The sequence below is a fragment of the Streptomyces sp. NPDC003379 genome (assembly GCF_053589195.1).
Genome location: NZ_JBSFRK010000007.1, coordinates 102,939 through 127,091, shown reverse-complemented (window position 1 = coordinate 127,091; position 24,153 = coordinate 102,939). Strand labels below are relative to the sequence as shown.

At 71.9% G+C, this 24,153-nt stretch carries 21 protein-coding genes and 1 riboswitch; of the genes, 9 read left to right on the top strand and 12 right to left on the bottom strand.

Annotation, left to right across the window (positions count from 1 at the left end; genetic code table 11):
• Window positions 1–11: 11 nt before the first annotated feature.
• Window positions 12–102: riboswitch (ZMP/ZTP riboswitch) on the bottom strand.
• A gap of 309 nt (window positions 103–411) precedes the next feature.
• Entirely contained in the window at window positions 412–1,593 is a 1,182-nt protein-coding gene (gene rocD, locus ACWDVB_RS08935; RefSeq protein WP_451515028.1) for an ornithine--oxo-acid transaminase, read from the top strand.
• A gap of 3 nt (window positions 1,594–1,596) precedes the next feature.
• Here rocD and ACWDVB_RS08930 read toward each other — a convergent pair whose 3' ends face one another.
• Entirely contained in the window at window positions 1,597–5,301 is a 3,705-nt protein-coding gene (locus ACWDVB_RS08930; protein WP_451514884.1) for a BTAD domain-containing putative transcriptional regulator, read from the bottom strand.
• 223 nt (window positions 5,302–5,524) lie between these two features.
• On the opposite strand from ACWDVB_RS08930, the gene ACWDVB_RS08925 reads away from it, so the two are divergent.
• Complete coding sequence (locus tag ACWDVB_RS08925; RefSeq protein ID WP_451514883.1) at window positions 5,525–6,529, top strand: NADP-dependent oxidoreductase; 1,005 nt, start codon at window positions 5,525–5,527, stop codon at window positions 6,527–6,529.
• A 108-nt stretch (window positions 6,530–6,637) separates the two neighbouring features.
• Here the strand turns inward: ACWDVB_RS08925 and ACWDVB_RS08920 are convergent, their stop codons facing one another.
• Window positions 6,638–7,825: a glutathionylspermidine synthase family protein gene (locus tag ACWDVB_RS08920; protein ID WP_451514882.1), complete on the bottom strand. Its 1,188-nt coding sequence runs from the start codon at window positions 7,823–7,825 to the stop codon at window positions 6,638–6,640.
• A 47-nt stretch (window positions 7,826–7,872) separates the two neighbouring features.
• The gene (locus tag ACWDVB_RS08915) at window positions 7,873–8,277 is read right to left on the bottom strand and encodes a hypothetical protein (RefSeq protein ID WP_451514881.1); all 405 of its coding nucleotides are present in this window, start codon (window positions 8,275–8,277) and stop codon (window positions 7,873–7,875) included.
• 141 nt (window positions 8,278–8,418) lie between these two features.
• On the opposite strand from ACWDVB_RS08915, the gene ACWDVB_RS08910 reads away from it, so the two are divergent.
• A complete protein-coding gene (locus ACWDVB_RS08910) occupies window positions 8,419–9,285 on the top strand; it encodes a hypothetical protein (protein WP_451515027.1) in 867 nt (288 codons plus the stop codon).
• Between the two features lie 425 nt (window positions 9,286–9,710).
• Here ACWDVB_RS08910 and pdxR read toward each other — a convergent pair whose 3' ends face one another.
• On the bottom strand, window positions 9,711–11,225 hold the full coding sequence (gene pdxR / locus ACWDVB_RS08905; RefSeq protein ID WP_451514880.1) for a MocR-like pyridoxine biosynthesis transcription factor PdxR: 1,515 nt from the start codon (window positions 11,223–11,225) through the stop codon (window positions 9,711–9,713).
• A gap of 47 nt (window positions 11,226–11,272) precedes the next feature.
• Here pdxR and ACWDVB_RS08900 point away from each other — a divergent pair, with 47 nt between their 5' ends.
• From ACWDVB_RS08900 to ACWDVB_RS08890, 3 genes are read left to right on the top strand one after another with little or no spacing between them, the layout of a single operon-like run.
• Window positions 11,273–11,773, top strand: a complete 501-nt coding sequence (locus tag ACWDVB_RS08900) for a carboxymuconolactone decarboxylase family protein (RefSeq protein ID WP_451514879.1) — start codon at window positions 11,273–11,275, stop codon at window positions 11,771–11,773.
• Window positions 11,770–12,216, top strand: coding sequence for a carboxymuconolactone decarboxylase family protein (locus ACWDVB_RS08895; protein ID WP_451514878.1), 447 nt, complete (start codon window positions 11,770–11,772; stop codon window positions 12,214–12,216). Before ACWDVB_RS08900 ends, ACWDVB_RS08895 begins: the two co-directional genes overlap by 4 nt.
• A complete protein-coding gene (locus tag ACWDVB_RS08890; RefSeq protein ID WP_451514877.1) occupies window positions 12,213–12,941 on the top strand; it encodes an isocitrate lyase/PEP mutase family protein in 729 nt (242 codons plus the stop codon). The genes ACWDVB_RS08895 and ACWDVB_RS08890 overlap by 4 nt, the downstream gene beginning before the upstream one ends.
• A gap of 70 nt (window positions 12,942–13,011) precedes the next feature.
• Here ACWDVB_RS08890 and ACWDVB_RS08885 read toward each other — a convergent pair whose 3' ends face one another.
• The 7 genes from ACWDVB_RS08885 to ACWDVB_RS08855 all read right to left on the bottom strand — a co-directional run bounded on the left by ACWDVB_RS08885 (window position 13,012) and on the right by ACWDVB_RS08855 (window position 21,066).
• On the bottom strand, window positions 13,012–13,977 hold the full coding sequence (locus ACWDVB_RS08885) for a glycine betaine ABC transporter substrate-binding protein (RefSeq protein ID WP_451514876.1): 966 nt from the start codon (window positions 13,975–13,977) through the stop codon (window positions 13,012–13,014).
• 1 nt (window position 13,978) lies between these two features.
• Entirely contained in the window at window positions 13,979–15,955 is a 1,977-nt protein-coding gene (locus ACWDVB_RS08880) for an ABC transporter permease (protein WP_451514875.1), read from the bottom strand.
• Window positions 15,955–17,073: a quaternary amine ABC transporter ATP-binding protein gene (locus ACWDVB_RS08875; protein ID WP_451514874.1), complete on the bottom strand. Its 1,119-nt coding sequence runs from the start codon at window positions 17,071–17,073 to the stop codon at window positions 15,955–15,957. The genes ACWDVB_RS08880 and ACWDVB_RS08875 overlap by 1 nt, the downstream gene beginning before the upstream one ends.
• On the bottom strand, window positions 17,070–18,605 hold the full coding sequence (locus ACWDVB_RS08870; protein WP_451515026.1) for a GMC family oxidoreductase: 1,536 nt from the start codon (window positions 18,603–18,605) through the stop codon (window positions 17,070–17,072). Before ACWDVB_RS08870 ends, ACWDVB_RS08875 begins: the two co-directional genes overlap by 4 nt.
• 56 nt (window positions 18,606–18,661) lie before the next feature.
• Entirely contained in the window at window positions 18,662–20,191 is a 1,530-nt protein-coding gene (locus ACWDVB_RS08865; protein WP_451514873.1) for an aldehyde dehydrogenase family protein, read from the bottom strand.
• An 87-nt stretch (window positions 20,192–20,278) separates the two neighbouring features.
• Entirely contained in the window at window positions 20,279–20,821 is a 543-nt protein-coding gene (locus ACWDVB_RS08860; protein WP_451514872.1) for a hypothetical protein, read from the bottom strand.
• Window positions 20,821–21,066, bottom strand: coding sequence for a helix-turn-helix transcriptional regulator (locus ACWDVB_RS08855; RefSeq protein WP_451514871.1), 246 nt, complete (start codon window positions 21,064–21,066; stop codon window positions 20,821–20,823). Before ACWDVB_RS08855 ends, ACWDVB_RS08860 begins: the two co-directional genes overlap by 1 nt.
• A 102-nt stretch (window positions 21,067–21,168) precedes the next feature.
• Here ACWDVB_RS08855 and ACWDVB_RS08850 point away from each other — a divergent pair, with 102 nt between their 5' ends.
• The 3 genes from ACWDVB_RS08850 (at window position 21,169) to ACWDVB_RS08840 (ending at window position 23,084) form a co-directional block, all read left to right on the top strand.
• Window positions 21,169–21,675, top strand: coding sequence for an NUDIX domain-containing protein (locus tag ACWDVB_RS08850; RefSeq protein ID WP_451514870.1), 507 nt, complete (start codon window positions 21,169–21,171; stop codon window positions 21,673–21,675).
• A 287-nt stretch (window positions 21,676–21,962) separates the two neighbouring features.
• Window positions 21,963–22,787 (top strand): helix-turn-helix domain-containing protein, encoded by an 825-nt coding sequence (locus ACWDVB_RS08845; RefSeq protein WP_451514869.1) that lies wholly within the window; start codon window positions 21,963–21,965, stop codon window positions 22,785–22,787.
• Window positions 22,788–22,925: 138 nt separating this feature from the next.
• Complete coding sequence (locus tag ACWDVB_RS08840; protein ID WP_451514868.1) at window positions 22,926–23,084, top strand: hypothetical protein; 159 nt, start codon at window positions 22,926–22,928, stop codon at window positions 23,082–23,084.
• Here the strand turns inward: ACWDVB_RS08840 and ACWDVB_RS08835 are convergent.
• A complete protein-coding gene (locus tag ACWDVB_RS08835) occupies window positions 23,067–24,083 on the bottom strand; it encodes a LysR family transcriptional regulator (RefSeq protein WP_451514867.1) in 1,017 nt (338 codons plus the stop codon). The two genes, ACWDVB_RS08840 and ACWDVB_RS08835, sit on opposite strands and share 18 nt — an antisense overlap.
• Window positions 24,084–24,153: the final 70 nt, after the last annotated feature.

Sequence of the window (24,153 nt, the reverse complement as noted above, 5' to 3'; positions counted from 1 at the left end):
CGGTCGTGGTCCCGGGGTGCCCAGGCGGGCGGCACCTCGAAGGTTCTGCCTCGCACGGCTTCCTCGGGGTTCGTTCCCCGTGCGCCAGTCGCCGTGCTGTTGGGGCCACCATAGCGGGCACGCCGTTGTGGCAGGTTTCTTCGCCCGCGATGCGAGCGACGATAGAACGTGGGCGAGTCGGCCGAGTCGGCCGACTCGGCCAACCGGGCCAACCCGGCCGCCGCAATCGCGCCATGCCGCAGGACGAACGGAGACCCCGTGTCGACTATGTCATCCCCGTTTGCGTCATCTTCGTCACCGCAGCCACCATCCTCATCACCTGCATCACCTGCATCACCTGCATCACCTGCATCACCTGCATCGCCCTCATCGGCCGCTGGAGCGGGCGCCGGTTCGGTCACCGGTCGGTTCATCGCCTCGGCGGAGGCGCACAGCGCGCACAACTACCACCCGCTGCCCATCGTGGTCACCTCGGCCGAGGGTGCGTGGATGACCGATGTCGAGGGGCGCCGCTACCTCGACATGCTCGCCGGGTACTCCGCGCTCAACTTCGGGCACGGCAACCGCCGCCTGATCGACGCGGCCAAGGCACAGCTGGATCGCGTGACGCTCACGTCGCGCGCCTTCCACCACGACCGGTTCGCCGAGTTCTGTACACGCCTGGCGGAGCTGTGCGGCAAGGACATGGTGCTGCCGATGAACACCGGCGCGGAGGCCGTCGAGACGGCCGTGAAGACCGCGCGGAAATGGGGGTACAGGGTCAAGGGCGTGCCGGACGGGCGGGCGAGGATCGTCGTCGCCTCCGACAACTTCCACGGCCGGACCACGACCATCGTCAGCTTCTCCACGGACGCGGAGGCACGGGCGGACTTCGGGCCGTACACCCCGGGGTTCGAGATCGTGCCGTACGGGGACCTGGCGGCGCTGCGGGCCGCGGTCACCGACGACACCGTGGCGGTGCTGCTGGAGCCGATCCAGGGCGAGGCCGGGGTGCTGGTGCCGCCCGCCGGGTATCTGGCGGGGGTCAGGGAGCTGACCCGGGAGCGCGGGGTGCTCTTCATGGCGGACGAGATCCAGTCGGGGCTCGGCCGGACGGGACGTACGTTCGCGTGTGAGCACGAGGGCGTGGTGCCGGATGTGTATGTGCTGGGCAAGGCGCTCGGGGGCGGGGTCGTGCCGGTGTCGGCGGTGGTCGCCGACGCGGATGTGCTCGGGGTGTTCAAGCCGGGCGAGCACGGGTCGACGTTCGGCGGCAACCCCCTCGCCTGCGCCGTGGGGCTGGAGGTGATCGCCATGCTGTCGACGGGTGAGTTCCAGGAGCGGGCCACGGAGCTGGGTGAGCATCTGCACGCCGAGCTGGGGCTGCTGACCGGGACCGGAAAGGTGACGGAGGTGCGGGGGCGTGGGCTGTGGGCGGGCGTGGACATCGCCCCGTCATACGGCACGGGTCGGGAGGTGTCCGAGAAGCTGATGGATCGCGGGGTGCTGGTCAAGGACACGCACGGCGCGACGATTCGCCTCGCTCCCCCGCTGGTGATCAGTAAGGAGGATCTGGACTGGGGGTTGGATCAGCTGCGGGCAGTACTCAGTTAGGGGTCAGGCGTCTGCTCCCTTCTCGTATGCCGCTTTGAAGGCGGCGTCGCTCAGGGCCGAGCGGCAGCGTCGGGCGGCGCGGTCGGTGTCGGTGCGTTCCGCCGGGGGCAGTGGGGCGCCGGTCGCCTCGCGGATTCTGGCGGCCGTGCCGAGGAGGCCGACGGCGTAGGCGTGGTCGCCGGCCAGGGATCTGGCGCCCGCGAGACCTTCCAGGGCCAGGGCCACGGCACGCTCGTCCCCCGTCGTGCGGGCCACGGCCAGGCCCTCGCGATGGAGGTGCTCCGCGCGGCCCGGGTCACCGCGCTGTTCGGCGACGTAGCCGAGGTGGGCGAGGATCAGGGCCGTGCCGGAGTCGACGCCGAAGCGGCGGTTGAAGTCGAGCCAGGGGAGGAGGAGTTCCTCGGCCGTGTCGAGGTCGCCGCGGTGGCGGGCGCCGATGGCGAGGCCTGTCTCGGCGAACTGTTGGGCGGGGCGGTGCGTCTGCTGCGCGGCGAGGCGGGCCGCGCGTGTGTGGAAGTCCGTGGCGGCGGGGTCGTCGCCGGTCAGGAGTGCCAGGCGGCCGAGTCGGGAGAGGCGGAAGGAGACGTCCGTCCAGAGTTCGAGCTCCTCGGCGCCGCGCATGCCGTCGTGCTGGAGCCGGGCCGCCGTGTCGTAGTCGGCGGCGATTTCGGCGAGTACGCCGAGCTGTTCGGAGGACTGCAGTTGGCCCCAGCGGTCGCCGAGTTCGGCGAAGAGTGCGGCGCTGCGGGTGGCGTCGCGGCGCAGGGCGAGGAGGTCGCCGCGGTAGAGGGCGCGGGTGGCACGGGTGGAGAGCGTGGCGGCCTCGCCCCAGCGGTCGCCCGCGGCGCGGAACTCCGCGAGCAGCGCGTCCACGCGGGCGGCCTCATCCGGCGTGTGGTCGAACCCGCACCGCGCGAAGGCGAGCAGCCAGCGAGAACGTGCGTCGGCGGGGGTGGTGGGCCCGCGCTCGCACGTCCGGCCGTGCGCGCAGGCGTCCTCGCCGGTCAGCAGGGCGAAGGCCGCGTGCGCGGAGGCGGCGGCGGTGCGGGCCGATGGGAGGGCCGTGTCGTCCGCCGGGGGCTTCCCGGGGTCGGTTCCTCGCGGGGGCAGTTCAGAGGCGTCGGCCGCCGAGGCTGCGGCTGTGACTTCGGCTGTGACTGCGCCTGCGCCGAGCGCCGTGTCTTCGGCGATGGTTGCCGGGCTCTCGGCGGTGGTCGACTGCGTGGGCAGGGGCAGGTTCAGGGCCATGTCCAGGGAGCGCATGGCTTCGCGCAGGCGGCCGCGTAGGAACCAGTACCACGTCTGGGCGTTGACCAGGCGCAGGGCGGTCGCGGCGTCGGCGTCCGTGACGGACCACTCCAGTGCGGTGCGCAGGTTCACCGTCTCGCGGTCCAGGCGCCGCAGCCAGCTCCGCTGGTCGGGGCCGCGCAGGGCGGTGGCCGCGCGTTCGGCGAAGGTGGCGAAGTAGTGGGCGTGGCGGCGGCGCAGGGTGGGGGTCTCGGCGGCGTCGTCAAGGCGTTCGAGGCTGTAGGCGGTGACGGATTCGAGCATGCGGTAGCGGATCTCGGGCGGCTCGGCGTGGTGGTCACGCGGGTCTCTCGCGTCCGTGACCGGGGCGAGGAGGGAACGGTCCACGAGGCGGGTGATCAGGTCGAGGGTGTCGCCGTCGCCCTCCAGATCGGGCTGCGCCGGGGCGGTCTGTTCCGGGGCAGTCTGTTCCGGGGCGGTCTGTTCCGGGGCGTAGGGCGATGCCTTCTCCGTCGGGGTCGGTATGACCTCCTCCGCACCGGCCAGGGTGAAGCCGCCTTGGAAGACCGCTAGTTGGCGTAGGGCACGGCGTTCCGGGGGTGTCAGGAGTTCCCAGCTCCAGTCGATCATCGCGCGCAGGGTCCGCTGGCGGGCCGGGGCGTCGCGGCGGGCCTGGTTCAGGAGGCGGAACCGGTCGTGCAGCCGGTCGGCGAGGGCGTGTACGCCGAGGGCGCGTACGCGGGTGGCGGCCAGTTCGACGGCCAGGGGGATGCCGTCCAAGCGGCGGCAGATCAGGGCGGCGGCCTCCCGGTTCCCGTCGTCCAGGGTGAAGCCGGGCGCGGCGGCCGCGGCGCGGGTCGCGAAGAGCCGCAGCGCCTCCTGCTCGCCGAGCGGAGCGACGGCTTCCAGGGTCTCGCCGGAGAGGGCGAGGGGTTCCTGGCTGGTGGCGAGGATCCGTACGTGCGGGGCATGGCGCAGGAGTGCGGTGGCCATGTCGGCGACGGGGCCCAGAAGGTGCTCGCAGTTGTCAAGGACGAGGAGAAGCCGTCGACCGGCCAGGGCCCGACCGAGCCACTGCTCAGCCGCCGCATCGTCGCGAACGCCGGGGACGCCCGGCACCACCCCGTCATCGCGGATGCCCAGCCCCACCCCGCCGTCGCGCACGCCCGGCACCACCGCATCGTCGCGAACGCCGGGGACGCCGGGGACGCCGGGGACGCCCAGCCCCACCCCGCCATCGCGCCCGCCCGGCACCACCGCATCGTCGCGAACGTCGCGAACGCCGGGGACGCCCAGCCCCACCCCGCCATCGCGCCCGCCCGGCACCGCCGCCCGCGCCGACTCCGCCCCCGCCGCCGCATCGTCGCGGACGCCCGGGACGCCCAACACCACCCCGTCATCACGGATGCCCAGTGCCGCCGCCACCGTGGACACCACCTCGCCGCGCGTTCCCGCGAACTCCGCCAGCCAGATGCCGTCGGGGAAGTCTGCCGTCAGGCCGGTCGCCGATTCCAGGGCGAGGCGGGTTTTGCCGACGCCGCCGGGGCCCGTGAGCGTGACCAGGCGGGCGGTTCGGATCAGGTCGCGTACGCGGGCGACCGCCGGTTCGCGGCCGACGAGGTCCGTGGCCGGGGCGGGCAGGTTCGTCAGGGGGCGTTCCGCCGTGACGGCGGGGGGAGCGGCGTGTGCCGTGGTCGGCGCCGCGAGGCTCGGGTCCTGGCGCAGCATCGCCTCGTGCAGGGCGGCGAGTTCGGGGCCGGGGTCGATGCCGAGTTCGTCGGCGAGGCGCAGGCGCAGGTCGTGGTAGGAGTCCAGGGCCTCGGCCGGGCGGCCGGACCGGTACAGGGCGCGCAGATGGGCGGCGCGCAGCCGCTCACGCAGTGGCTCGCGCGCGACCAAGGACGCCAACTCGTCCGCCAGCGAACCATGTTCGCCCAGGTCGAGGCGGAGCTCGGCCAGCGTCTCCTGGGCCGTGAGGCGCTGTTCCTCCAGCCGCGAGACCGCCTCGCGCGCGAACGCGGCGTCGCGGAAGTCGGCGTACGCGGGCCCCCGCCACAGCGCCAACGCGTCGGTCAGGAGCGACACTCTCGTACGGACGTCGTCCGCGTCCGACTCGTACGCGCGTGAGGTCAGCGCAGCGAAACGGGCGGCGTCCACGTCTTCGGGCGGGACCCGCAGCTCGTATCCGGCGGGGCCGTACGCCACGAGTGCGCGGCCGCCCGGTTCCGCCGCCTCCAGCGCGCGGCGCAGCTGGGAGACCTTCGTCTGGAGGGAGTTGGCGGGGGACGACGGGACCACCCTGTCGCCCCAGAGGTCGTCGACCAGGGTGTCCACCGGGACCGGGCGGCCTGCCCGTACGAGGAGCGCGGCGAGCAGCGCGCGCACCTTCGGCTCCGGGGCGGGCACAGCCGTCCCGTCCTGCGCGCGCACCATCAGCGGGCCAAGCACCTCGAATCGCATGCGGTTACGTTAATCGGGGGCCACGCCGTATGACGTGGCGGTACGCCCTCCTGCCTGCGGTCCGCCCACGCCGTGCGCCCCTGAAGAGCCGCCGTGCGTGGACCGTCAGCGTTCCGTGCGCACCTCCCGGCACGGTGGTTCCCGTGACAGCGACCCCGCGGTCACGAAGTCCACCGGCCCGAGGCGCAAGCCGCCGAGCCGGGCCCAGCCCCCAGGAGTCACCATGCCCGCCTCCCGCGAAATCCGTCTCGCCGCCCGCCCCGTCGGCGAGCCCGCCCCCGCGGACTTCGAGCTGGCGACCACCCAGGTCACCGACGAGCCGGGCGAGGGGCAGATCCTGGTCCGCAATACCTGGATGTCCGTGGATCCGTACATGCGGGGCCGCATGGATGACGCGCCGTCCTACATGCCGCCGTTCCAGCTGGGCGCCCCGCTCGACGGCAGTGCGGTCGGCGAGGTCGTCGCGTCCAACGCCCCCGAGGTCCCCGTCGGCGCGACCGTGTCGCACTTCCTCGGATGGCGGGAGTACGCCGTCCTTGACGCCGCCGCCGCGACGGTCGTCGACACCTCGCTCGCCCCGGCCGCCGCCTACCTCGGCCCGCTCGGCACGACGGGACTGACGGCGTACGCCGCGCTGACCCGCACCGCACCGGTGCGCGAGGGCGACGTCGTCTTCGTGTCCGCCGCGGCCGGGGCGGTCGGCAGCGTGGCGGGGCAGATCGCCCGCGAACTCGGTGCCTCCCGGGTGATCGGCTCGGCCGGTGGCCCGGCGAAGACGAAGAAGCTGCTCGACTCCTTCGGGTACGACGCCGCCATCGACTACCGCGCGGGCGGCCTGCCCGAGCAGCTCGCGCAGGCGGCGCCCGACGGCGTGGACGTCTATCTCGACTCGGTCGGCGGTGACCATCTGCAGGCCGCGATCGGCGCCATCCGGCCCGGCGGCCGCATCGCGCTGGTCGGCGCCATCAGCACGTACAACGCCACCGCGCCCGCGCCCGGCCCCGACAACCTCTTCCAGGCCGCCAAGCAGGAGGCGACGCTGCGCGGCATGCTTGTCACCAGCCACTTCGACCTGTTCCCGGAGTGGATCGGCCGGGCGGCACCGCTGCTCGCCGACGGCACGCTGCGCACCGAACAGACCGTCGTCGACGGCATCGACCGGGCCCCGGAGGCCTTCCTCGGAGTGCTGCGCGGCGCCAACACCGGCAAGATGCTCGTACGGATCTAGTACGGACTAGTACGGACTAGTACGGACTAGTACGGGGCTAGTACGAGGCCTAGTACGGGGCTAGTACGGCAGCGGCCGGGCGGCAGTCGGCCGGTCGCTGCCGGGGCCTCAGAGGATCACATGCGGAAGAAACCGCGCGTACTCGTCCGTGATCAGCCCCGCCGACTCCCTGATCCCGAGACCCGCCGCCTCGTCCTGGACGACCCACGCTCCGAGGACGACGCGGTTGCCGTCGAAGTCGGGCAGCGGTGCAAGCTCCTGGTAGCAGCAGGCATCTTCCCGCACGACCGGGTGCGCAACGCCCGGCTCGTGGATCGTGACGCCGGCGCCCTCGCGGCCGAGGAGGGGCTTGGTCACGTATCCGCGTTCCCGGGCCAGTTCGCGCGGGCCGTCCAGGTAGGCGGGGAGCAGGTTCGGGTGGCCCGGGTACAGCTCCCAGAGGACCGCCAGGAGCGCCTTGTTGGAGAGGAGCATCTTCCAGGCGGGCTCGATCCACAGGGTGGAGCCGGTGCCGCCGCCGTTGTCGAGGGTCTCCAGGACGTGCGGCGCGAAGCGGTCCGTGGTCAGCCACTCCCACGGGTAGAGCTTGAAGCAGGACCGCATGAAGCGGAGCTTCTTGTCGACGAAGCGGCGCGAGAGGCGGTCCCAGCCGATGTCCTCCATGGAGATGGAGTCCGTGGTGAGGCCCGCCTGTTCGGCCGTCTCGCGCAGGTACGCGACCGTCATCAGGTCCTCGCCGAGTTCGTCGGCGGCGGAGTGCGCGAAGTAGAGCGGGCCGCCGGGCGGCAGCAGGGCGGCCTGATTCTTCCAGGCGTCGACGAGGCGTTCGTGGAGGGAGTTCCACTGGTCGGCGCCGGGGAAGCGCTCCTCCATCCAGAACCACTGCGGGCTCGCAGCCTCGACGAGGGAGGTGGGGGTGTCGGCGTTGTACTCCAGCATCTTGGCCGGGCCCGTGCCGTCGTAGCGCAGGTCGAAACGGCCGTACAGGGAGGGAAGTTCGGCGCGGCGGTGCCAGGCCTCCGTGACGGCGTCCGCCAGGCGCGGGTCGGTGATGCCGAGGTCGGCGAGGCGGTCGTGTTCGACGATGTGCGCGGCGGCGGCCAGGCACATCGCGTGCAGTTCCTCGACGACCTCCTCCAGCGCCTCGATCTCGGGGAGGGAGAAGACGTAGTACGCGCTCTCGTCCCAGTAGGGGCGCAGGGTGTCGTCGGGGTGGCGCGTGAGGGGGTAGATGAGCCCCTGGTCCTCGACGGTCCGCTGCCAGTCGGGGCGGGGGGTGATGGTGCGGCGTTCCATGTCGTCGTACGCGTCCGGGTCCGGGTCCGTGTCTGGTTCGGGTCCGCTCAGCCGCCGCCGCTGCCACTGCCACTGCCGCCGCCCGAGCAGCCGAAGCCGTCGCGGTCCACGGCCTCACTGCGGCTGAACGTGCCGTAGTCGGCGTAGCGGCCGTCGACCTCGGCGTCGTAGTACCAGGCGGGGTCGGTTCGGCCGGACGTCTTGCCGGTGCCGTAGGAACCGGCGCCCGTCTTGCGGGCCTTGCCCGTGGAGGAGGTTCCGGCGGTCGCCGCCTTGCAGTTCTTGTCGCTGACGATCTTGTATCCCAGGAAGCCGTCGTAGCTGTCGCGGTCCACGCAGCGGCGGTCCGGTTCCGAGCCGCAGGAGGTCAGGGCCGCCGCGAGGACGCCCATGCCGCCGAGGACGACCGTGCTGGACCGCAGCCGTCGTCGTTGCGTGTTCTGCTGTGCCATGTAACTAGCGCTCCCCGTGTGCGTACGTGATCGGCGATCAGCGTAGGTACACCGGCATGGTCGCTGCCAACCGCCTCCCCTGGATCTCCCTTGGGTCTCCCTTGACTCGCCTTCCTCTACAGTCACTTCGTGTCTCTTGGGATGATTTGCGCTCTCGGCTCAGCGGTCTGCTTCGGCACGGCCTCGGTTCTGCAGGCGGTCGCCGCGCGCGCCACCGCGCCGGGCACCGGGTCCGGCGTCGACCCGGCGCTGCTGCTGCGCGCCCTGCGCCAGTGGCGTTACCTCGCCGGGCTGGTGCTGGACGGGCTCGGCTTCCTGCTCCAGATCGTGGCGTTGCGCTCCCTCCCCATCTACGCCGTGGGGGCGGCGCTCGCCGCTAGCCTCGCCGTCACCGCGGTGGTCGCCGCCCGGCTTCTGCAGGTGCGGCTCAGCGGCGTCGAGTGGGGCGCGGTGGGCGTGGTCTGCGCGGGGCTCGCGATGCTGGGGTCCGCGTCCGGGGACGAGGGGGATCATGGCGGGACCGCGACGCTGCGGTACGTGATGCTCGGCATCGCGGTGGCCGTGCTGGTGCTCGGGGCGGTGGCCGGGCGGCTGCCCGACCGCATGCGGGCGCCGGCGCTGGGCCTCGGCGCGGGGTGCGGGTTCGGGGTGGTCGAGGTGGCGGTACGGCTCGTCGACTCGGTCACGCCCGGGGCGCTGCTGGCCAATCCGGCGACGTACGCGCTGCTGGTGGGCGGAGGAGCGGCGTTTCTGCTGCTGACGTCGGCGTTGCAGCGGGGGTCGGTGACGGCCGCCACCGCCGGGATGGTGATCGGGGAGACGATCGGGCCCGCGTTGGTGGGTGTCTTGTGGCTGGGTGACCTGACCCGGGAAGGGCTGGGGTGGCTGGCTGTTCTGGGCTTCGCGGTGGCGGTCGCCGGGGCGCTGGCGCTGGCGCGGTTCGGGGAGGCGCCGTCGGTGGCGGAGGTTGCGGCGGCGCCGGAGGCTGTACGGAGCGGTGCCCCCTAGATTCGGGGCACCGCACCCCCATCAGGCCCGGCGCGCCCCGCCCACTGGCCCCGGCCCCGCAGTCCCCGGCCACCAGCCCCTGCGGGCGCATCGTGGCTGATCGCGCCGTTCCCCGCGCCCCTATCCGGACGCTCACCGCCCTGCAGGCCCTGGCCACCAGCCCCTGCGGGCACGCCGTGGCTGATCGCGCCGTTCCCCGCGCCCCTATCCGGACGCTCACCGCCCTGCAGGCCCTGGCCACCAGCCCCTGCGGGCGCATCGTGGCTGATCGCGCCGTTCCCCGCGCCCCTCTCGGGGCCCTCGCCCTCCTACAGCCGTGCAGGCACACCCCGGCCACCCGTCCCCTGCGGACGCATCGTGGCTGATCGCGTCGTTCCCCGCGCCCCTATCGGGGCGCTCCACTCCAGGCCGTGGAAACGGACCCCTCACGGCAGCACCCGGCACAACGCCTCCAGCGCCCCCGCCCACGCGTGCTCCGCCGGCGTCCCGTACCCCACCACCAGCGCGTCCCGCCGCCGCACCTCCGCGAGAGGATGACGGAAGCGGGCGAGCCCCTGGACGGCGAGACGTTCCCAGTTGGCGGCCTGGATGATGGACCGCTCCGTGCCCGGGGGGAGTTCGAGTACCGCGTGGAGGCCGGCCGCGATACCCGTGGCGCGGGTCTCGGGGGACCGTTCGGCGAGGGCCGCCACGAGGTGGTCGCGGCGGCGCCGGTACCGCAGGCGGGCGCCGCGCACATGACGGTCGTACGCACCGGAGGTGATGAACTCCGCGAGCGTCAGCTGGTCCAGCGTGCCGCAGGACCACCCGGCGGCGTCCTTCTCGCCGAGGACTTCGTCGCGCAGCCCCGACGGCAGCACCATCCAGCCCAGGCGCAGACCGGGGGCGAGGGACTTGCTGGCCGTGCCGAGGTAGACCACGCGCTCGGGGTCGAGGCCCTGGAGCGCGCCGACGGGCTGGCGGTCGTAGCGGAACTCGCCGTCGTAGTCGTCCTCCAGGATCAGGCCGCCCTCGCGCCGCGCCCAGTCGACGGCCGCCGCGCGCCGGTCGGGGTGCAGCGGTACGCCCATCGGGAACTGGTGCGCGGGCGTGAGCAGCACCGCCTTCGAGGCGCCCGCGTCCAGCCCCGCGGTACAGGTGCCCAGGTCGTCGAAGTCGAGCGGTGCCGTCCGCAGACCCGCGCGGTGCAGCAGGTTCCAGTGGATGTCCAGGCCGTACGACTCCACGGTCACCTCCCGCAGCCCGCGCTGCCGCAGCACGCGGCCCAGGATCGAAAGGCCGTGCACGAACCCGGCGGTGATGACGACGCGGTCGGGGTCCGCGTGCACGCCGCGCGCCCGCGCGAGGTAGCCGGCGAGGGCCTCCCGCAGTTCGACGCGGCCGCGTGGGTCGTCGTACCCGAGTGCGGTGTTGGGCGCCGCCGACAGCGCGCGCCGGGCCGCCTTGAGCCACTCCGCGCGCGGAAAGGAGGCCAGGTCGGGGGTGCCGGGACTGAGGTCGTACGTCGGTGCGCCGACGGGCCTGCGGGTCGGCGCGGGCCGCGCCGGCGGCGTGATGAGGCGCTCCGCCACGCGCGTGCCCGAGCCCTGGCGGGCGGTGAGCCAGCCCTCGGCGACGAGGTCGGCGTACGCGTCGGCGACGGTGTTCCGCGCGATGCCGAGGTCGACGGCGAGCGAGCGGGACGAGGGCAGCCGGGTGCCGGGGGCGAGCCGGCCACCGCGCACCGCCGCGCGCAGGGCGTCTGTCAGGCCCTTGCGTACGCCGTTGCGGACACCGCCGCGGTCGCCGTCGCGCAGGCCGTCGCGGTCGCCGTCGCGCAGGCCGTCGCGGTCGCCGTCGCGCAGGCCGTCGCGGTCGCCGTCGCGCAGGCCGTCGCGCGACGCGTCGCCGCCCGTCTCCACGTGCAGGTCGACGCCCAGAGTGGCCCAGGATTCTCCCATGGAAATGGACCATACCGGTGGGCTACCCGGCCCATAGGGTCGAAGGCATGACGACGAACGAGAACGCCAAGGCGTACGTCCACGAGCACAGCCCCCGCCTCGCCTGGGCCACGCACGCCCCCGAGGTCTTCAAGGCCATGATCAAGCTCGACGCGGCGGCCCGTAAGGGTCTCGACCCGGTGATCTACGAGCTGGTCAAGATCCGCGCCTCGCAGATCAACCGCTGTGCCCTCTGTCTGGACATGCACACCAAGGACGCGCTCGCGGCGGGCGAGAGCGTCGAGCGGATCATCCAGCTCAGCGCGTGGGACGAGTCGCGGCACTTCTACACCGCCAAGGAGGTTGCCGCGATCGAGCTGACGGAGGCGGTCACCGTCCTGACCGACGGTTTCGTGCCGGACGAGGTGTACGAGAGGGCCGCCGCGCACTTCGACGAGGTGGAGCTGACCCAGCTCATCGCCGCGATCACCGTCATCAACGCGTGGAACCGCTTCGGCGTCTCGACGCGCCAGGTGCCGGGCCACTACAAGGCGGGCGACGTCAAGTGACCGCTCGTACCACGTACTTGGACAAGGGTGTCGGCTCCGCGATGGTCGCGTTGAGCGCCGCCGCCAAGCGGGGTCTCGGCGACCCGGTCCTCGCCGAGCTGGTGATGATGCGGGCCTCGCAGATCAACGCGTGCGCGTTCTGCCTCGACATGCATGTGGAGCTCGCCCTCAAGAACGGCGAGACCCCGAAGCGCATCGCCCTCCTCAACGCCTGGGAGGAGGCCGGGGCGCTCTTCAGCGAGCGTGAGCGCGCGGCCCTCGCCCTGACCGAGGCGGTCACCGTCCTCACCGAGGGATTCGTGCCGGACGCCACTTACGAGCGCGCGAGCAAGCACTTCGACGAGCCCGAACTCGCCCATCTCATCGGTCTGATCACCGTCATCAACAGCTGGAACCGGCTGATGGTGAGCCGCCGCATCGAGCCCGGAGGACACGCGTCATGAGCGCCGTCGACACCCTGCGCGCCCTGCACCACGACCGCGCGCCCGGTGACCCGCTGATCCTGCCGGGCCCCTGGGACGCGGCCAGCGCCCGGACGTTCGAGGAGGCGGGCAGCCCCGCGCTGGCCACGCCGAGCGCGGGGATCGCGCTGTCCCTCGGGTACGAGGACGGGCAGGTGCCGTCCGAGGAGATGTTCGCGGCGATCGCGCGCATCGCGAGGTCCGTCTCCGTGCCCGTCACCGCGGACATCGAGAGCGGATACGGCCTCGCCCCGGCGGAGCTGGTGGACCGGCTCCTGGAGACCGGCGCGGTCGGCTGCAACCTGGAGGACTCCTTCGGCGCCAAGGGCGATCCTGGCACGCTCAGGGACCCCGCCGAGCAGGCCGACTTCCTCGCGGAGGTGCGGGCCGCGGCGGGGAGCCGGCTCTTCGTCAACGCGCGCGTGGATACGTTCGTCAGGGGCGTCCCGGAGCCGTCCGCCGCGATCGAGCGGGCCCGCCTGTATGTGGCGGCGGGCGCGGACTGCGTCTACCCGATCCTGGCGCCGCCCGAGGCGGTTCCCGCGCTGCGGGCGGGGATCGAGGGGCCGCTGAACGTCCTCGCCCTGGCGGGCGGGCCCTCACCTCGGGAACTGGGGGCGTTGGGAGCGACGCGGGTGACATTCGGGCCCGGTCTGCTGCACCGGAGCATGTCGGCCCTGCGGGCCATTGCCGACGAGCTGACCTGAAACCGGCGGTGCCGGGCCCTCATTCCAAAGGCGCCCGGCACCGTGGCGTTGTGCCCACAACGGGAACGGCCTACTTGGGAAGCCAGCCCCGCCACTTCGCCTCATGGTCGGCGACCCACGCCTCCGCCGCGTCCTCCGGCGACATCTTCTTGTCCGCGATCATCAGGGAGACCTCGTTCTGGTCCTCCTCCGACCACTTGAAGTTCTTCAGGAACTCCGCGGCCTCGCCCCCGTTCTTGGCGAAGTCCGCGTTGAAGTACTTCTGGAGCGGCGTATGCGGATAGGCACACTTGATCGTGGCCGGGTCGGCGTCGCAGCCCTCCTTGTACTCGGGCAGCTTCACCTCCGTCATCGGCACCTTCTCGAACAGCCACTGGGGCTTGTACCAGTAGGTGAGGAACGGCTTCTTCTGCTTGGCGAACTGCTCGATCTGGGTGATCTGCGCCGCCTCGGATCCCGCGAAGACGACCGCGTAGTCCAGGTCCAGGTTCTGCACGAGGGCCTTGTCGTTCGTCACGTACGACGGGGAGCCGTCCATGAGCTGGCCCTTGTCGCCGCTCTCGGAGGTGCGGAACTGGTCGGCGTACTTGTTGAGGTTCTTCCAGTCGGTGACGTCCGGGTGCTTCTTGGCGAAGTACGTCGGGACGTACCAGCCGATGTGACCCGTGACGCCGATGTCGCCGCCGGGGACGATCGTCTTCTTGTCCTTGACGTACCGCTGTTCCTGGTCGGGGTGGCCCCAGTCCTCCATGATCGCGTCGACGCGGCCCTGGCTGAGGGCGTCCCAGGCGGGCACCTCGTCGATCTGGACCTTGTCGACGCGGTAGCCCAGCTCGTTCTTCAGCAGGTACTCGGCGACGGCGACGTCCGCCTGCGCGCCGACCCAGGACTGGACCGAGAGGGTCACCGTCTTGGCCCCGGCGGCGTTCGCGTACGGCGACGCCTGCTTGGTCATGTCGGCGGCACCGCAGCCGGAGAGCGCGAGGAGCGCGCCGGCCGCCGTGACAGCGCTCATCACACGCGTACGAACTCGCATGTCACGCTCCCTTCTTCGCGCGGCGTACCCGGCGTTCCGTCGGCTGCGTGACGCGGTCGAGCATCAGGCCGAGGCAGACGATCGCGGCACCGGCCACCAGGCCCGTCGCCAGATCGCCCTGCGCGATGCCGAACACCACGTCGTAGCCGAGCGCGCCACCGCCGACCAGGCCGCCGATGACGACGACGGCGAGGACCAGGACGACGCCCTGGTTGAGGGCGAGCAGGAGTGCGGGGCGGGCCAGCGGCAGCTGGACCTGGCGCAGCTGCTGCCGGCCGGTGGCGCCGAGCGAGCGCGAGGACTCCATCGCGGCGGCGTCGACCTGGCGCAGGCCCTGCGTGGTGATGCGGATGACGGCGGGCAGCGCGTAGACGACGGCCGCGGCGACCGCGGGGGCGCGGCCGATGCCGAAGAGGGCGACGACCGGGATCAGGTACACGAACTGCGGCATCGTCTGGAACACGTCGAGCACCGGGCGGAGCAGGCGTTCGAACCGCGTGCTGCGGGACGCCGCGATGCCGATCGCGAAGCCGAGGACCAGGGTCACGGCGACACCGGCGAGGACCTGCGAGAGCGTGTCGAGGGACTTGTCCCACACGCCGAGTACGCCGATCGCGCCCATCGCGGCGACGGCGGTCAGCGCGGTCTGCCAGGTGCCGATCAGCCAGGCGAGCGCGGCGACGATCAGCAGCACCGACCACCAGGGCAGGCCCTGCATGCCTTCTCTGACCGGGTTGAGGACCCACGCGGTGAAGTTCGCGGCCCAGTCGGCGGTGCCGCCGACGACGGGCACGCCGGTGTAGAGGTGGTCGACCATCCAGTCCTTGGCGGTGTTGACCGACGGGGCGATGTTCACGACCCAGCCGGTCGGCCAGTCCACGCGGTCCGCGAAGCGGGCGGCGAGCGCGGCGACGACGGTCACGGCGGCGGCGACGGACCAGCCGCGCCAGCCGCGGAGCGGCGACGTGTCCTCGGCGTGCGCGCCCACCTTCTCGCCCGCGGCGCCGGTCACCCGGTCCAGGACGACGGCGAGCAGCACGATCGGGATGCCGGCGGCGAGCGCCTGGCCTACGTCGACGGTGGAGAGCGCCTGGTAGACGCGGTCGCCGAGGCCGCCCGCGCCGATCACCGAGGCGATGACGGCCATGGACAGCGCCATCATGATCGTCTGGTTGACGCCGAGTAGGAGTTCCTTGAGGGCGAGGGGCAGCCGCGCGGAGAGCAGGCGCTGGCGTCCGGTCGCGCCGAGCGAGGCCACCGCCTCCATCACGCCGGCGTCGGCGCCGCGCAGGCCGAGCGCGGTGAGCCGGGCCATGGGCGGGGCCGAGTACACGACCGTCGCGAGGACGGCCGCCGGGACGCCCATGCCGAAGACGAGGGCGAACGGCAGCAGATACGCGTACGCGGGAAGGACCTGCATGGTGTCGAGGACCGGCCGCAGGACGCGGAAGGCCCGGTCGTTGAGCCCGCCCGCGAGGCCGAGCAGCAGGCCGACCACGACGGAGGCGAGGACCGCGACGATCATCAGGGCGAGCGTCTGCATGGTCGGCACCCACATGCCGAGCAGCCCGCACACGGCGAACGCGGCCGACGCCGTGACGGCGAGCTTGACGCCCGCCACGCGCCAGGCGACGAGCCCGGCGGCGGCGGTGACCCCGGCCCATCCGGCGGCGAGCAGCACCAGGTAGACGCCGCGTACGGAGAGCACGATGGCGTTGCTGATGTGCCCGAAGAAGTAGGTGAACAGCGGGTGGCTGTCGCGGTTGTCGATGATCCAGTCGGTGGTCCTGCCCAGCGGCTCGGTCAGGTCGACGGTGAGGGCGTCCGGCCAGGCGCCGGAGGCCCACTTGGCGTTGAGAATCGGCACGAGGACGGCGGCGGCGACGGCGAGCAGCAGGAGCTTGCCGACGGCACGGTGACGCAGGAGCGCGCCGATTCCCGTATCTCGTACGGGACCGGACGCGGTGGCGGTGGTCATCAGGCGACCACCTCGCCCTTGTCGGGGGCGGTTGGCGCGGGGGCCGCGGTGCCCGCGACCACGGCGAGCAGCCCCGCGTGGTCCACCACGCCGAGGCACCGCTTGCCGTCCATCACGCGCACCGGGACGCCGGTGCGGGCGACGGCCTCGATGGCCTCGGAGACCTTGGCGTCGGGCGCGAGGGCCGCGCCGCGGCTCTCCTCGTCGTCGGCGGCGGGGCGCATGGCGCTGCGTACGCTCATCACGTCGGCGCGCGCCACATCGCGTACGAAGTCGCGGACGTACTCGTCGGCCGGGGAGCCGACGATCTCCTCGGGCGTGCCGCACTGGACGACGCGGCCGTCGCGCATCAGGGCGATGCGGTCGCCGAGCTTGAGGGCTTCGCTGAGGTCGTGGGTGATGAAGACCATCGTGCGGCCCTCTTCACGGTGCAGGCGGACGACTTCCTCCTGCATGTCGCGGCGGATCAGCGGGTCGAGGGCGCTGAACGGCTCGTCGAACAGCAGGACCTCGGGGTCGACGGCGAGGGCGCGGGCCAGGCCCACGCGCTGCTGCTGGCCGCCGGAGAGCTGGCCGGGCTTGCGCTGCTCAAGGCCCTCCAGGCCGACCTTCTCGACGACTTCGAGGGCCTTGGCGCGGCGCTCGGCCTTGCCGACGCCCTGCACTTCGAGGCCGTACGCGACGTTGTCGATGACCGAGCGGTGCGGCAGGAGGCCGAAGTGCTGGAAGACCATGGAGGCGCGGTGGCGGCGCAGTTCGCGCAGGCGGGACCTGTCCATGGCGAGGACGTCCTCGCCGTCGATGGCGATGGCGCCGGAGGTCGGCTCGATGAGCCGGGTCAGACAGCGTACGAGGGTGGACTTGCCGGAGCCCGACAGGCCCATGACGACGAAGACCTCACCCTTCTTGACCTCGAAGGACACATCCCGCACCGCGGCCGTGCAGCCGGTCCGCTCACGCAGTTCGGCGGGGCTCAGGCCGTGCAGCGAGGTGTCGTCCGGTATGCGCTCGGCCCGGGGCCCGAAGACCTTCCAGAGGTTCTTGACGGCGAAGACGGGCCCGTCGCCGGAAGCACCGACTCCGGCCTCGGCGTCCTTCGTCACGGTGGCTTCGCTCATCGGCCGTCACCAGCCAGCATCTCGGCACATTTCTCCCCGACCATGAGCACTCCGATCATCGGGTTCACGGCGGGCATCGTCGGGAAGACGGATGCGTCCGCGATACGGATTCCTGCCACGCCCCGGATCTTCAACTCCGGGTCGACCACGGCGAGTTCATCAGTGGAAGCACCCATTCGGCAGGTGCCGGCCGGGTGGTAGACGGTGTGCGCGGCCTTGCGGACCAGCTCGCTGATCTCGGCGTCGTCGGTGACCTCGGGCCCGGGGAAGACCTCGCGCTTGAGCCACTTCTTGAACGGCTCGGCCTGCGCGACCTTGCGCGCCAGCTTGATGCCGTCGACGAGGGTCTGACCGTCGTAGTCGACGCCGTTCTCGTCGTACTCGAAGTACTTGAAGTCGAGCGCGGGCTTGACCTCCGGGTCGGGCGACGTCAGATAGAGGCGGCCGCGCGCACGGGACTTGGGGATGTTCGGCGTCATCGAGACGCCGTGCTCCGGACGTTCGTAGCCGAGCCGCTCCGGGTTGTCCGTGAACGGGATCTGGTAGAAGTGGAACATCAGGTCCGGGCCCTTGTGGTCCGGGTCCCGCTTCACGAACAGACCGGCGTCCGAGTCCATCGCGGAGTTGCCGGGGATCGGCCCGTTGGTCTCCCAGACGATGACCGACTCGGGGTGGTCGATGAGGTTCTCGCCGACGCCCGGCAGGTCGTGGACGACCGGGATGCCGAGCGCTTCGAGGTCCTTCTTCGGCCCGATGCCCGAGTGCATGAGCAGCCGCGGCGTGTCGACGGCACCGGCGCAGACCAGCACCTCACGGCGGGCGGTGAGCAGCCGCTCGACGCCGTCCTTCGGCCGCACGTGGACGCCGCGCGCCGTCTTGCCGTCCAGCTCCAGCTTGGTGGCCCAGGTCTCCAGGAACAGGTGGAGGTTGGGGCGGTCACCGGCCTCCATGTGGGGGTGGAGGTAGGCGACGGACGCGGAGGAGCGCTTGTTGTTCTCCGGGTGGTACGCGAGGTCGAAGAAGCCGACGCCCTCGTCGAAGGGCTTGTCGTTGAAGCCGACGACCTCCGGGACGCCGAGCGCGGTCTTCGTCGCCTCGACCCAGTCGGTGGCGATCTGGTTCTGGTCCTTCTTGGCGACGCGCACGATGTTGTTGCGCAGCTTGCCGAAGTAGGGGTCCATGGCCTTGGCGCCCCAGCCGGCCGCGCCCGCCGCCTCCCACTCGTCCCAGTCTGACGGCAGCGGCCTGAAGGAGATCAGGGTGTTGTGCGAGGAGCAGCCGCCGAGCACCTTGGCACGGCTGTGCAGGATGTGGGAGTTGCCGCGCGGCTGCTCGGTGGTCGTGTACTCGTAGTCCAGCTCGCCGCCGAGCAGACCGAGCCACTTGCGCAGCGTGAGGACGTCCTCGCGGTCGATGTCGCTGGGGCCGCCCTCGATGACGGCGACGGTGACGTCCGGGTTCTCGGTGAGGCGGGAGGCGATCACCGATCCGGCGGTGCCGCCGCCGACGATGACGTAGTCGAACTCGGTCAGGGACATGCGGTTACTCCAACGTTCTGCGCGTAATGAGCGGTCGTACGTACCGGGGCTCAGCCCGCGAACCAGCGGACCGGACGCGGCGCCAGGTTCTGGTAGATGTGCTTGGCCTCGCGGTACTCGGCGAGTCCCGCGGGACCGAGCTCGCGCCCGACGCCGCTCTTGCCGAAGCCGCCCCACTCCGCCTGCGGCAGGTAGGGGTGGAAGTCGTTGATCCAGATGGTGCCGTGGCGCATCTTGCGGGCCATGCGGCGACCGCGCCCCGCGTCGCTGGTCCACACGGCGCCCGCGAGGCCGTACTCGGTGTCGTTGGCGAGCGCGACGGCCTCGTCCTCGGTACGGAAGGTCTCGACGGTCAGGACGGGCCCGAAGACCTCTTCCCGTACGACCTTCATCTCGCGGTGGCACTGGTCGAGCACGGTCGGCTCGTAGAAGTAGCCCTCGGCGGGCCGGACGTCGCTCGGCTCGGGCCGCTTGCCGCCCGACCGCAGCACCGCGCCCTCCTCCAGGGCGGAGGCGACGTACATCTCGGTCTTCTCGCGCTGCTGCCGCGAGACGAGCGGGCCGCACTCGACACCGTCCTCGGTGCCGCGCCCGAGCTTGATCTTCTGGGCGCGGTGGGCGAGTTCGGCCACGAAGCGCTCGCGGACGGACTCCTCGATGATGAGGCGGCCACCGGCGGAGCAGACCTGCCCGCTGTGGATGAAGGCGGCGTTGAGCGCCTGGTCGACGGCGGTGTCGAAGCCTTCCTCTGTGGTGCAGGCGTCGGCGAAGACGACGTTGGGGTTCTTCCCGCCGAGCTCCAGGGCGACCTTCTTCACGCCGAGGGCGGCGGCCTGGGCGACCTTGGTGCCGGAGAGGAGGCCGCCGGTGAAGGAGACCAGGTCGACGTCGGGGTGGTCGGCGAGGCGGGCGCCGACGGTGTGGCCGGGCCCGGTCACGATGTTCGCGACACCGGCGGGGAGCCCCGCCTCGACGAGCAGCTCGATCAGCGCGACGGTCGTCAGCGGCGTGATCTCGCTCGGCTTGATGACGAAGGTGTTGCCGGCGGCGAGCGCGGGCGCGACCTTCCAGCTGGCCTGGAGGAGCGGGTAGTTCCAGGGCGTGATCATCGAGCAGACGCCGATGGGCTCGTGCACGACGACGCTGTGGATGTCGTCGCTGCCCGCGTCGACGACGCGCCCGGCGCCCTCGCCGATCACGAGGTCGGCGAAGTAACGGAAGGCGTCGGCGACACAGTCCACGTCGACGCGACCCTCTTCCAGGGTCTTGCCCGCGTCGCGGCTTTCGAGCAGCCCTATCTCTTCACGGTCGCGTATGAGCAGGTCGGCGACCCTGCGGAGCAGGGCGGCACGCTCGGCGACGGGCGTGGCGGGCCACGGCCCGTCGTCGAAGGCCCTGCGCGCGGCGGCGATGGCCGCGTCGGCGTCCTCGGTCCCGCCCTCGGCGATCAGCGCGAACGGCTTGGCATCGGCCGGGTCGAGGATCTCGCGGGTGGCGCCGGAGGCGGCGCTCAGCCACTCTCCGCCCACATGGATGGTGTGTTGTGCGGACACGTCCCGTTTGCCTTCCGTTCCTGTCATATGCCCCGCCTGTCACTCACGGCAGCCGGGAGCACCTGCCCTACGGAGGCGAAAGCATGCGTGTTCGATGGCCGAAAGTGCGCTGTGTCACTGTGCGGCCGCCTCTACGAGGTCGTCGTCGAGGTCCATCTCGTCACGCGCGGTGAGACCGGCGACCCAGAGAGGCATCAGCCAGTGCACGACGAAGACGGTGAACAGAACGGGAAAGAGGACCCCCTCGACCTCCAGACCCGCGAGAGCGGCGGCGCCCGCACCGACGGTCGCCGTCAGCAGCATCCACAGCATCACGCGCTGGGCGAGGGCAGCGACCCGACTCCTCTCCGCGCGCTGCCGCTCATCAAGTGCGCGGACCCGCAGTTCGAGCAGCCCACGCGTAGAACTGTTGATCACCCCGGTCGCGAAGCACCACGGCAGCAGCAGGCCGAGCATGGTGATCGTGGCCCAGCGCTGATCGCCCACGACGGCCGCCAGCCAGGCGGCGACGCTCACGGCGGTCAGGGCGATATGTGCGACGACCCACCCACGCCTGCGCGCGGCGGTGGCGTGGAAGGGCGCCGCCTCACGGCGGTTCATCAGTCGGTACATCCGCCGGTCGTAACTCGTCATAGGGCGCTGGTCACTGCTCGTCATCACTGGTTCCTCCCGTAAACCTGATCGGTGAGCGGGCGAAACGGCTCAAGCGAGAACACGGCCTCGACCGGCAGCTCGAAGAACTTCGCGATCTTCAACGCGAGGTCGAGGCTCGGGTTGTACTGGCCCCGCTCGATGTAGCCGATGGTCTGGTAGTGAACCCCCACCGCCTCGGCCAGGCTCTGACGCGACACCTTCCGCTCGGCGCGCACCATCGCCAGCCTGTTGTGCACTTGCTCGCTCATGTATAAGAAGTAATACATTCGTGAGTACGTCGGCAACAGTCGTCGGCTTTGGTGTGGAGCTCGACCCAGACGACCTTGCTCGCGCAGGGAAGGCACCGCTGCATGAGGCCCACACCGGCCGACGCCGACGCCTGGAACGCGTATCTCGCGGAGGGCAACGCCAAGCAGGCCCGGAAGCGCGTGGCGGCAGATGTGCTCCTTCGGGGCCCCGCCGGTCGTGTGCTGCTCGTGAAGCCCACCTACAAGCCGGGCTGGGATCTGCCGGGAGGCATGGCCGAGGCGAACGAGTCGCCTGAGGACGCGGTCCGGCGCGAACTGCGGGAGGAACTGGGAGGGGAGGTCGACCTTCTCGGGCTTCTGGTGGTGGACTGGGTCGCCCCGCACGGGCCATGGGACGACCAGATCGCCTTCATCTTCGATGGCGGCACTCTCGACGACGTCGGGGAGTTGCGCCCTCACGACCAAGAGCTGTCCGAAGCGGCGTTCGTGCCACTGGAGAGGGCGCGTGAACTGGTCAGGGAGCGAATGCGGCACCGGCTGGACGCGGCGATACGGGCCCTTGAGCAGAAGCGCCCGCTGTACTTGCGTGATGGTGCGGCCGACTGGTGACTCCCTCGCCCCACCCACAAGGCCCAGCTCCTACCGGATCACGCATCCCGCGACCCGGTGCGCCGCGACACGGTGGGGCTCGACGCCCCTGAAGAATCCGGCCAAGGAACTGCCAACCATCCCCTCCCGCTCCCCGCCAACTCCCCTTGTCATCAGTACGAGTGACGGAGTGGCGCATGTCGCGGCGGGCGCGCTACGTTCGCGCCGACAACCACAAACAGAAACGGCCCCCGGCGGGACTGCAATCCCGATCCGAGGGCCTAGTCACGAGGAATAGCAGCTTCCCCATGAGTTCCCTTAAGTCTAACGCGCCTGCCCCCGGCAGCACCGCGACCGGCGGCGGTGTCACCCACATCCGCCACCGCCACGCCACCCACTTCACCGTCGTCGGCAATCACCTCGCCCAGCACCGCGGGCTCTCCGCGACCGCGATCGGCCTCGCCGTCTACATCCAGTCCCTGCCCGACGGGGCACGCGTCGGCATCAAGGTCCTGGCCGCGCACTTCCCGGAGAGCGAGTACCGCATCGCCGCAGCCCTACGGGAACTTGAAGCCGCGGGCTATCTGCGACGCGTCAAGGAACGCACCAGCGGGCAGCGGATCGTCACGCGTACGACGTACGTCGAGTGCCCCGGCACCCAGACGACGGTGGCCCCCCAGGCCCCGCGCGTCTGCCTGGTCAAGCCGCCGCGCACCACGGTCACACCGCCTCCGCCCACCGGGCCCGCCGCCGATCTCCTCGCCGGGCTGCGCCGCCACGATCCGCGTCTGACCCTCTCCGTACGCGATGTCGCCGCCCTCGTTCCGGCCGTCGACGCCTGGCTGGAGCGGGATGTTCCGCCCGTCCAGATCGCCCGCACGCTCTGCGCGAACCTTCCCGGCCTTCCCATTCACCGCCCGGCCGGGCTCCTCGCCCACCGCCTCGCGCAGTGGCTGCCGCCGTCGCTGCCCCGTCCCGAGGCGGCGTCCGATGTCATCCCGCTCCAGGAGTGCGAGGGCTGCGACCGGCCGTTCCGCGCCCCGGAGCCCGGGCGGTGCCGTGACTGCCGGGTCCCGGACGTCGCCGTCGCCGTCGCCGCGGCTGTGCCCGACGTGCGGTCACTCGCGGGCTGAGGTGGGCTGAGGCGGGCTCAGGACGGGAGCCAGTCCCGGGCCGGGTCGCGCCCCAGCCAGCGGTGCGTGTTGGCCAACGGCTGGCACAGCGCGGCGAGTTCTGTGCGGGGCGTTGGGCCCGCCAGGAGGATGACGCGGATGCCCGGCGTCGCGGGCAGGGACAAGCCCGCCGGGAGCAGCGCCGCCCGCATCGCCAGCCCGCTGCTCGTGGTCGACGGCGGTGACAGCGTCATCCCGGGCGTGGTGAACGGCGCCCGCACGGCGGACTGGCTCACCGCCTCACTCCGCGCCGAATGAACCGGCCGTCGCGGACGCCCGCAGCAGAAGCTCCCGCGCACACCCCCGCAGCCACGCATGCGCCGGATCCGCGTCGTGCCGAGGATGCCAGGCCATGCCCAGCGGCAGCGGCGGCAGGTCGAGGGGGATCTCGAAGGTGACGAGGCCCAACGTGTCCGTCAGGGAGCGGGACCACGACGTCACCAGGCCCACCAGGTCCGTGCGCGGCAGGATGAAGACGGACGACGCGAACGTCCCCACGCTGCCCACCACCCGCCGCCGCAAGCCGAGTTCGGCGAGCGCGGCGTCCAGCGGCCCGGAGAGACGGCCGCGCCGCGACACGGTGACGTGGTCGGCCGCCGCGAACCGACGCGCCGTCAACTCGCCCTTCAGCAGCGGGTGTCCACGGCGTACGACACCGAGCATCCGGTCGTCCCGGAGGTGCTCCACGCGCACCTCGGGCTCGGTCGCGTCGATGACGCCGAGTTCCAGGTCGGCGGTGCCCTGCCGCAGCAGAGGCGCGTCCACGTGGCTCTCGCCGAGGAAGCGGAGCCGTACGCCCGGGGCCTCCTCGGCGGCGCGGGCGAAGAGCGCGGGGCCGTAGGCGGCGGCGAGCGCGTCGTTGCCGAGGATCGTCAGGGTGCGGGAGACCGTGCGCAGGTCGACGGCGCCGGGCCCGGCGAAGAGCGCGCGGGCCCGCTCCACCACGGCGCTGACCTCCGCGTGAACGGCCAGTGCGTGCGGCGTCGGCACCATCTGCCGCCCGGCCCGTACGAGGACGGGGTCGCCCAGTGCCTTGCGGATGCGGCCGAGCGTACGGCTCATCGCGGGCTCCGAGAGGTGCAGGCGCCGCGCGGCGCCGGACACGCTCTGCTCGTCGAGCAGGACATCGAGGGCAAGCAGCAGATTGAGGTCGAGGCCCGCCCCGCTGGAACCCCTGGAACACCTGGAACCGCCAGAACTGCCAGGACTGCCAGAACTGCCAGAACTGCCGGAACCGCTGGATTGCGTCATACGCATTCATCCCTTGCGTAAGTTGCACTGGAAAGCAAGTCGGTGCCGAGCCTACGGTGGCAGCACTTCCCACGCC

Excerpts from the sequence above, each read along its gene's own strand:
- ACWDVB_RS08930 (WP_451514884.1), bottom strand. The coding sequence starts at position 5,301 with ATGCGATTCGAGGTGCTTGGCCCGCTGATGGTGCGCGCGCAGGACGGG.
- ACWDVB_RS08910 (WP_451515027.1), top strand. The coding sequence starts at position 8,419 with ATGATTTGCGCTCTCGGCTCAGCGGTCTGCTTCGGCACGGCCTCGGTT.
- ACWDVB_RS08890 (WP_451514877.1), top strand. The coding sequence starts at position 12,213 with ATGAGCGCCGTCGACACCCTGCGCGCCCTGCACCACGACCGCGCGCCC.
- ACWDVB_RS08900 (WP_451514879.1), top strand. The coding sequence starts at position 11,273 with ATGACGACGAACGAGAACGCCAAGGCGTACGTCCACGAGCACAGCCCC.
- ACWDVB_RS08845 (WP_451514869.1), top strand. The coding sequence starts at position 21,963 with ATGAGTTCCCTTAAGTCTAACGCGCCTGCCCCCGGCAGCACCGCGACC.
- ACWDVB_RS08875 (WP_451514874.1), bottom strand. The coding sequence starts at position 17,073 with ATGAGCGAAGCCACCGTGACGAAGGACGCCGAGGCCGGAGTCGGTGCT.
- ACWDVB_RS08835 (WP_451514867.1), bottom strand. The coding sequence starts at position 24,083 with ATGCGTATGACGCAATCCAGCGGTTCCGGCAGTTCTGGCAGTTCTGGC.
- ACWDVB_RS08885 (WP_451514876.1), bottom strand. The coding sequence starts at position 13,977 with ATGCGAGTTCGTACGCGTGTGATGAGCGCTGTCACGGCGGCCGGCGCG.
- ACWDVB_RS08880 (WP_451514875.1), bottom strand. The coding sequence starts at position 15,955 with ATGACCACCGCCACCGCGTCCGGTCCCGTACGAGATACGGGAATCGGC.
- pdxR (WP_451514880.1), bottom strand. The coding sequence starts at position 11,225 with ATGGGAGAATCCTGGGCCACTCTGGGCGTCGACCTGCACGTGGAGACG.
- ACWDVB_RS08840 (WP_451514868.1), top strand. The coding sequence starts at position 22,926 with ATGCCCGGCGTCGCGGGCAGGGACAAGCCCGCCGGGAGCAGCGCCGCC.
- ACWDVB_RS08920 (WP_451514882.1), bottom strand. The coding sequence starts at position 7,825 with ATGGAACGCCGCACCATCACCCCCCGCCCCGACTGGCAGCGGACCGTC.
- ACWDVB_RS08865 (WP_451514873.1), bottom strand. The coding sequence starts at position 20,191 with ATGACAGGAACGGAAGGCAAACGGGACGTGTCCGCACAACACACCATC.
- ACWDVB_RS08915 (WP_451514881.1), bottom strand. The coding sequence starts at position 8,277 with ATGGCACAGCAGAACACGCAACGACGACGGCTGCGGTCCAGCACGGTC.
- ACWDVB_RS08925 (WP_451514883.1), top strand. The coding sequence starts at position 5,525 with ATGCCCGCCTCCCGCGAAATCCGTCTCGCCGCCCGCCCCGTCGGCGAG.
- ACWDVB_RS08850 (WP_451514870.1), top strand. The coding sequence starts at position 21,169 with ATGAGGCCCACACCGGCCGACGCCGACGCCTGGAACGCGTATCTCGCG.
- ACWDVB_RS08855 (WP_451514871.1), bottom strand. The coding sequence starts at position 21,066 with ATGAGCGAGCAAGTGCACAACAGGCTGGCGATGGTGCGCGCCGAGCGG.
- ACWDVB_RS08860 (WP_451514872.1), bottom strand. The coding sequence starts at position 20,821 with ATGACGAGCAGTGACCAGCGCCCTATGACGAGTTACGACCGGCGGATG.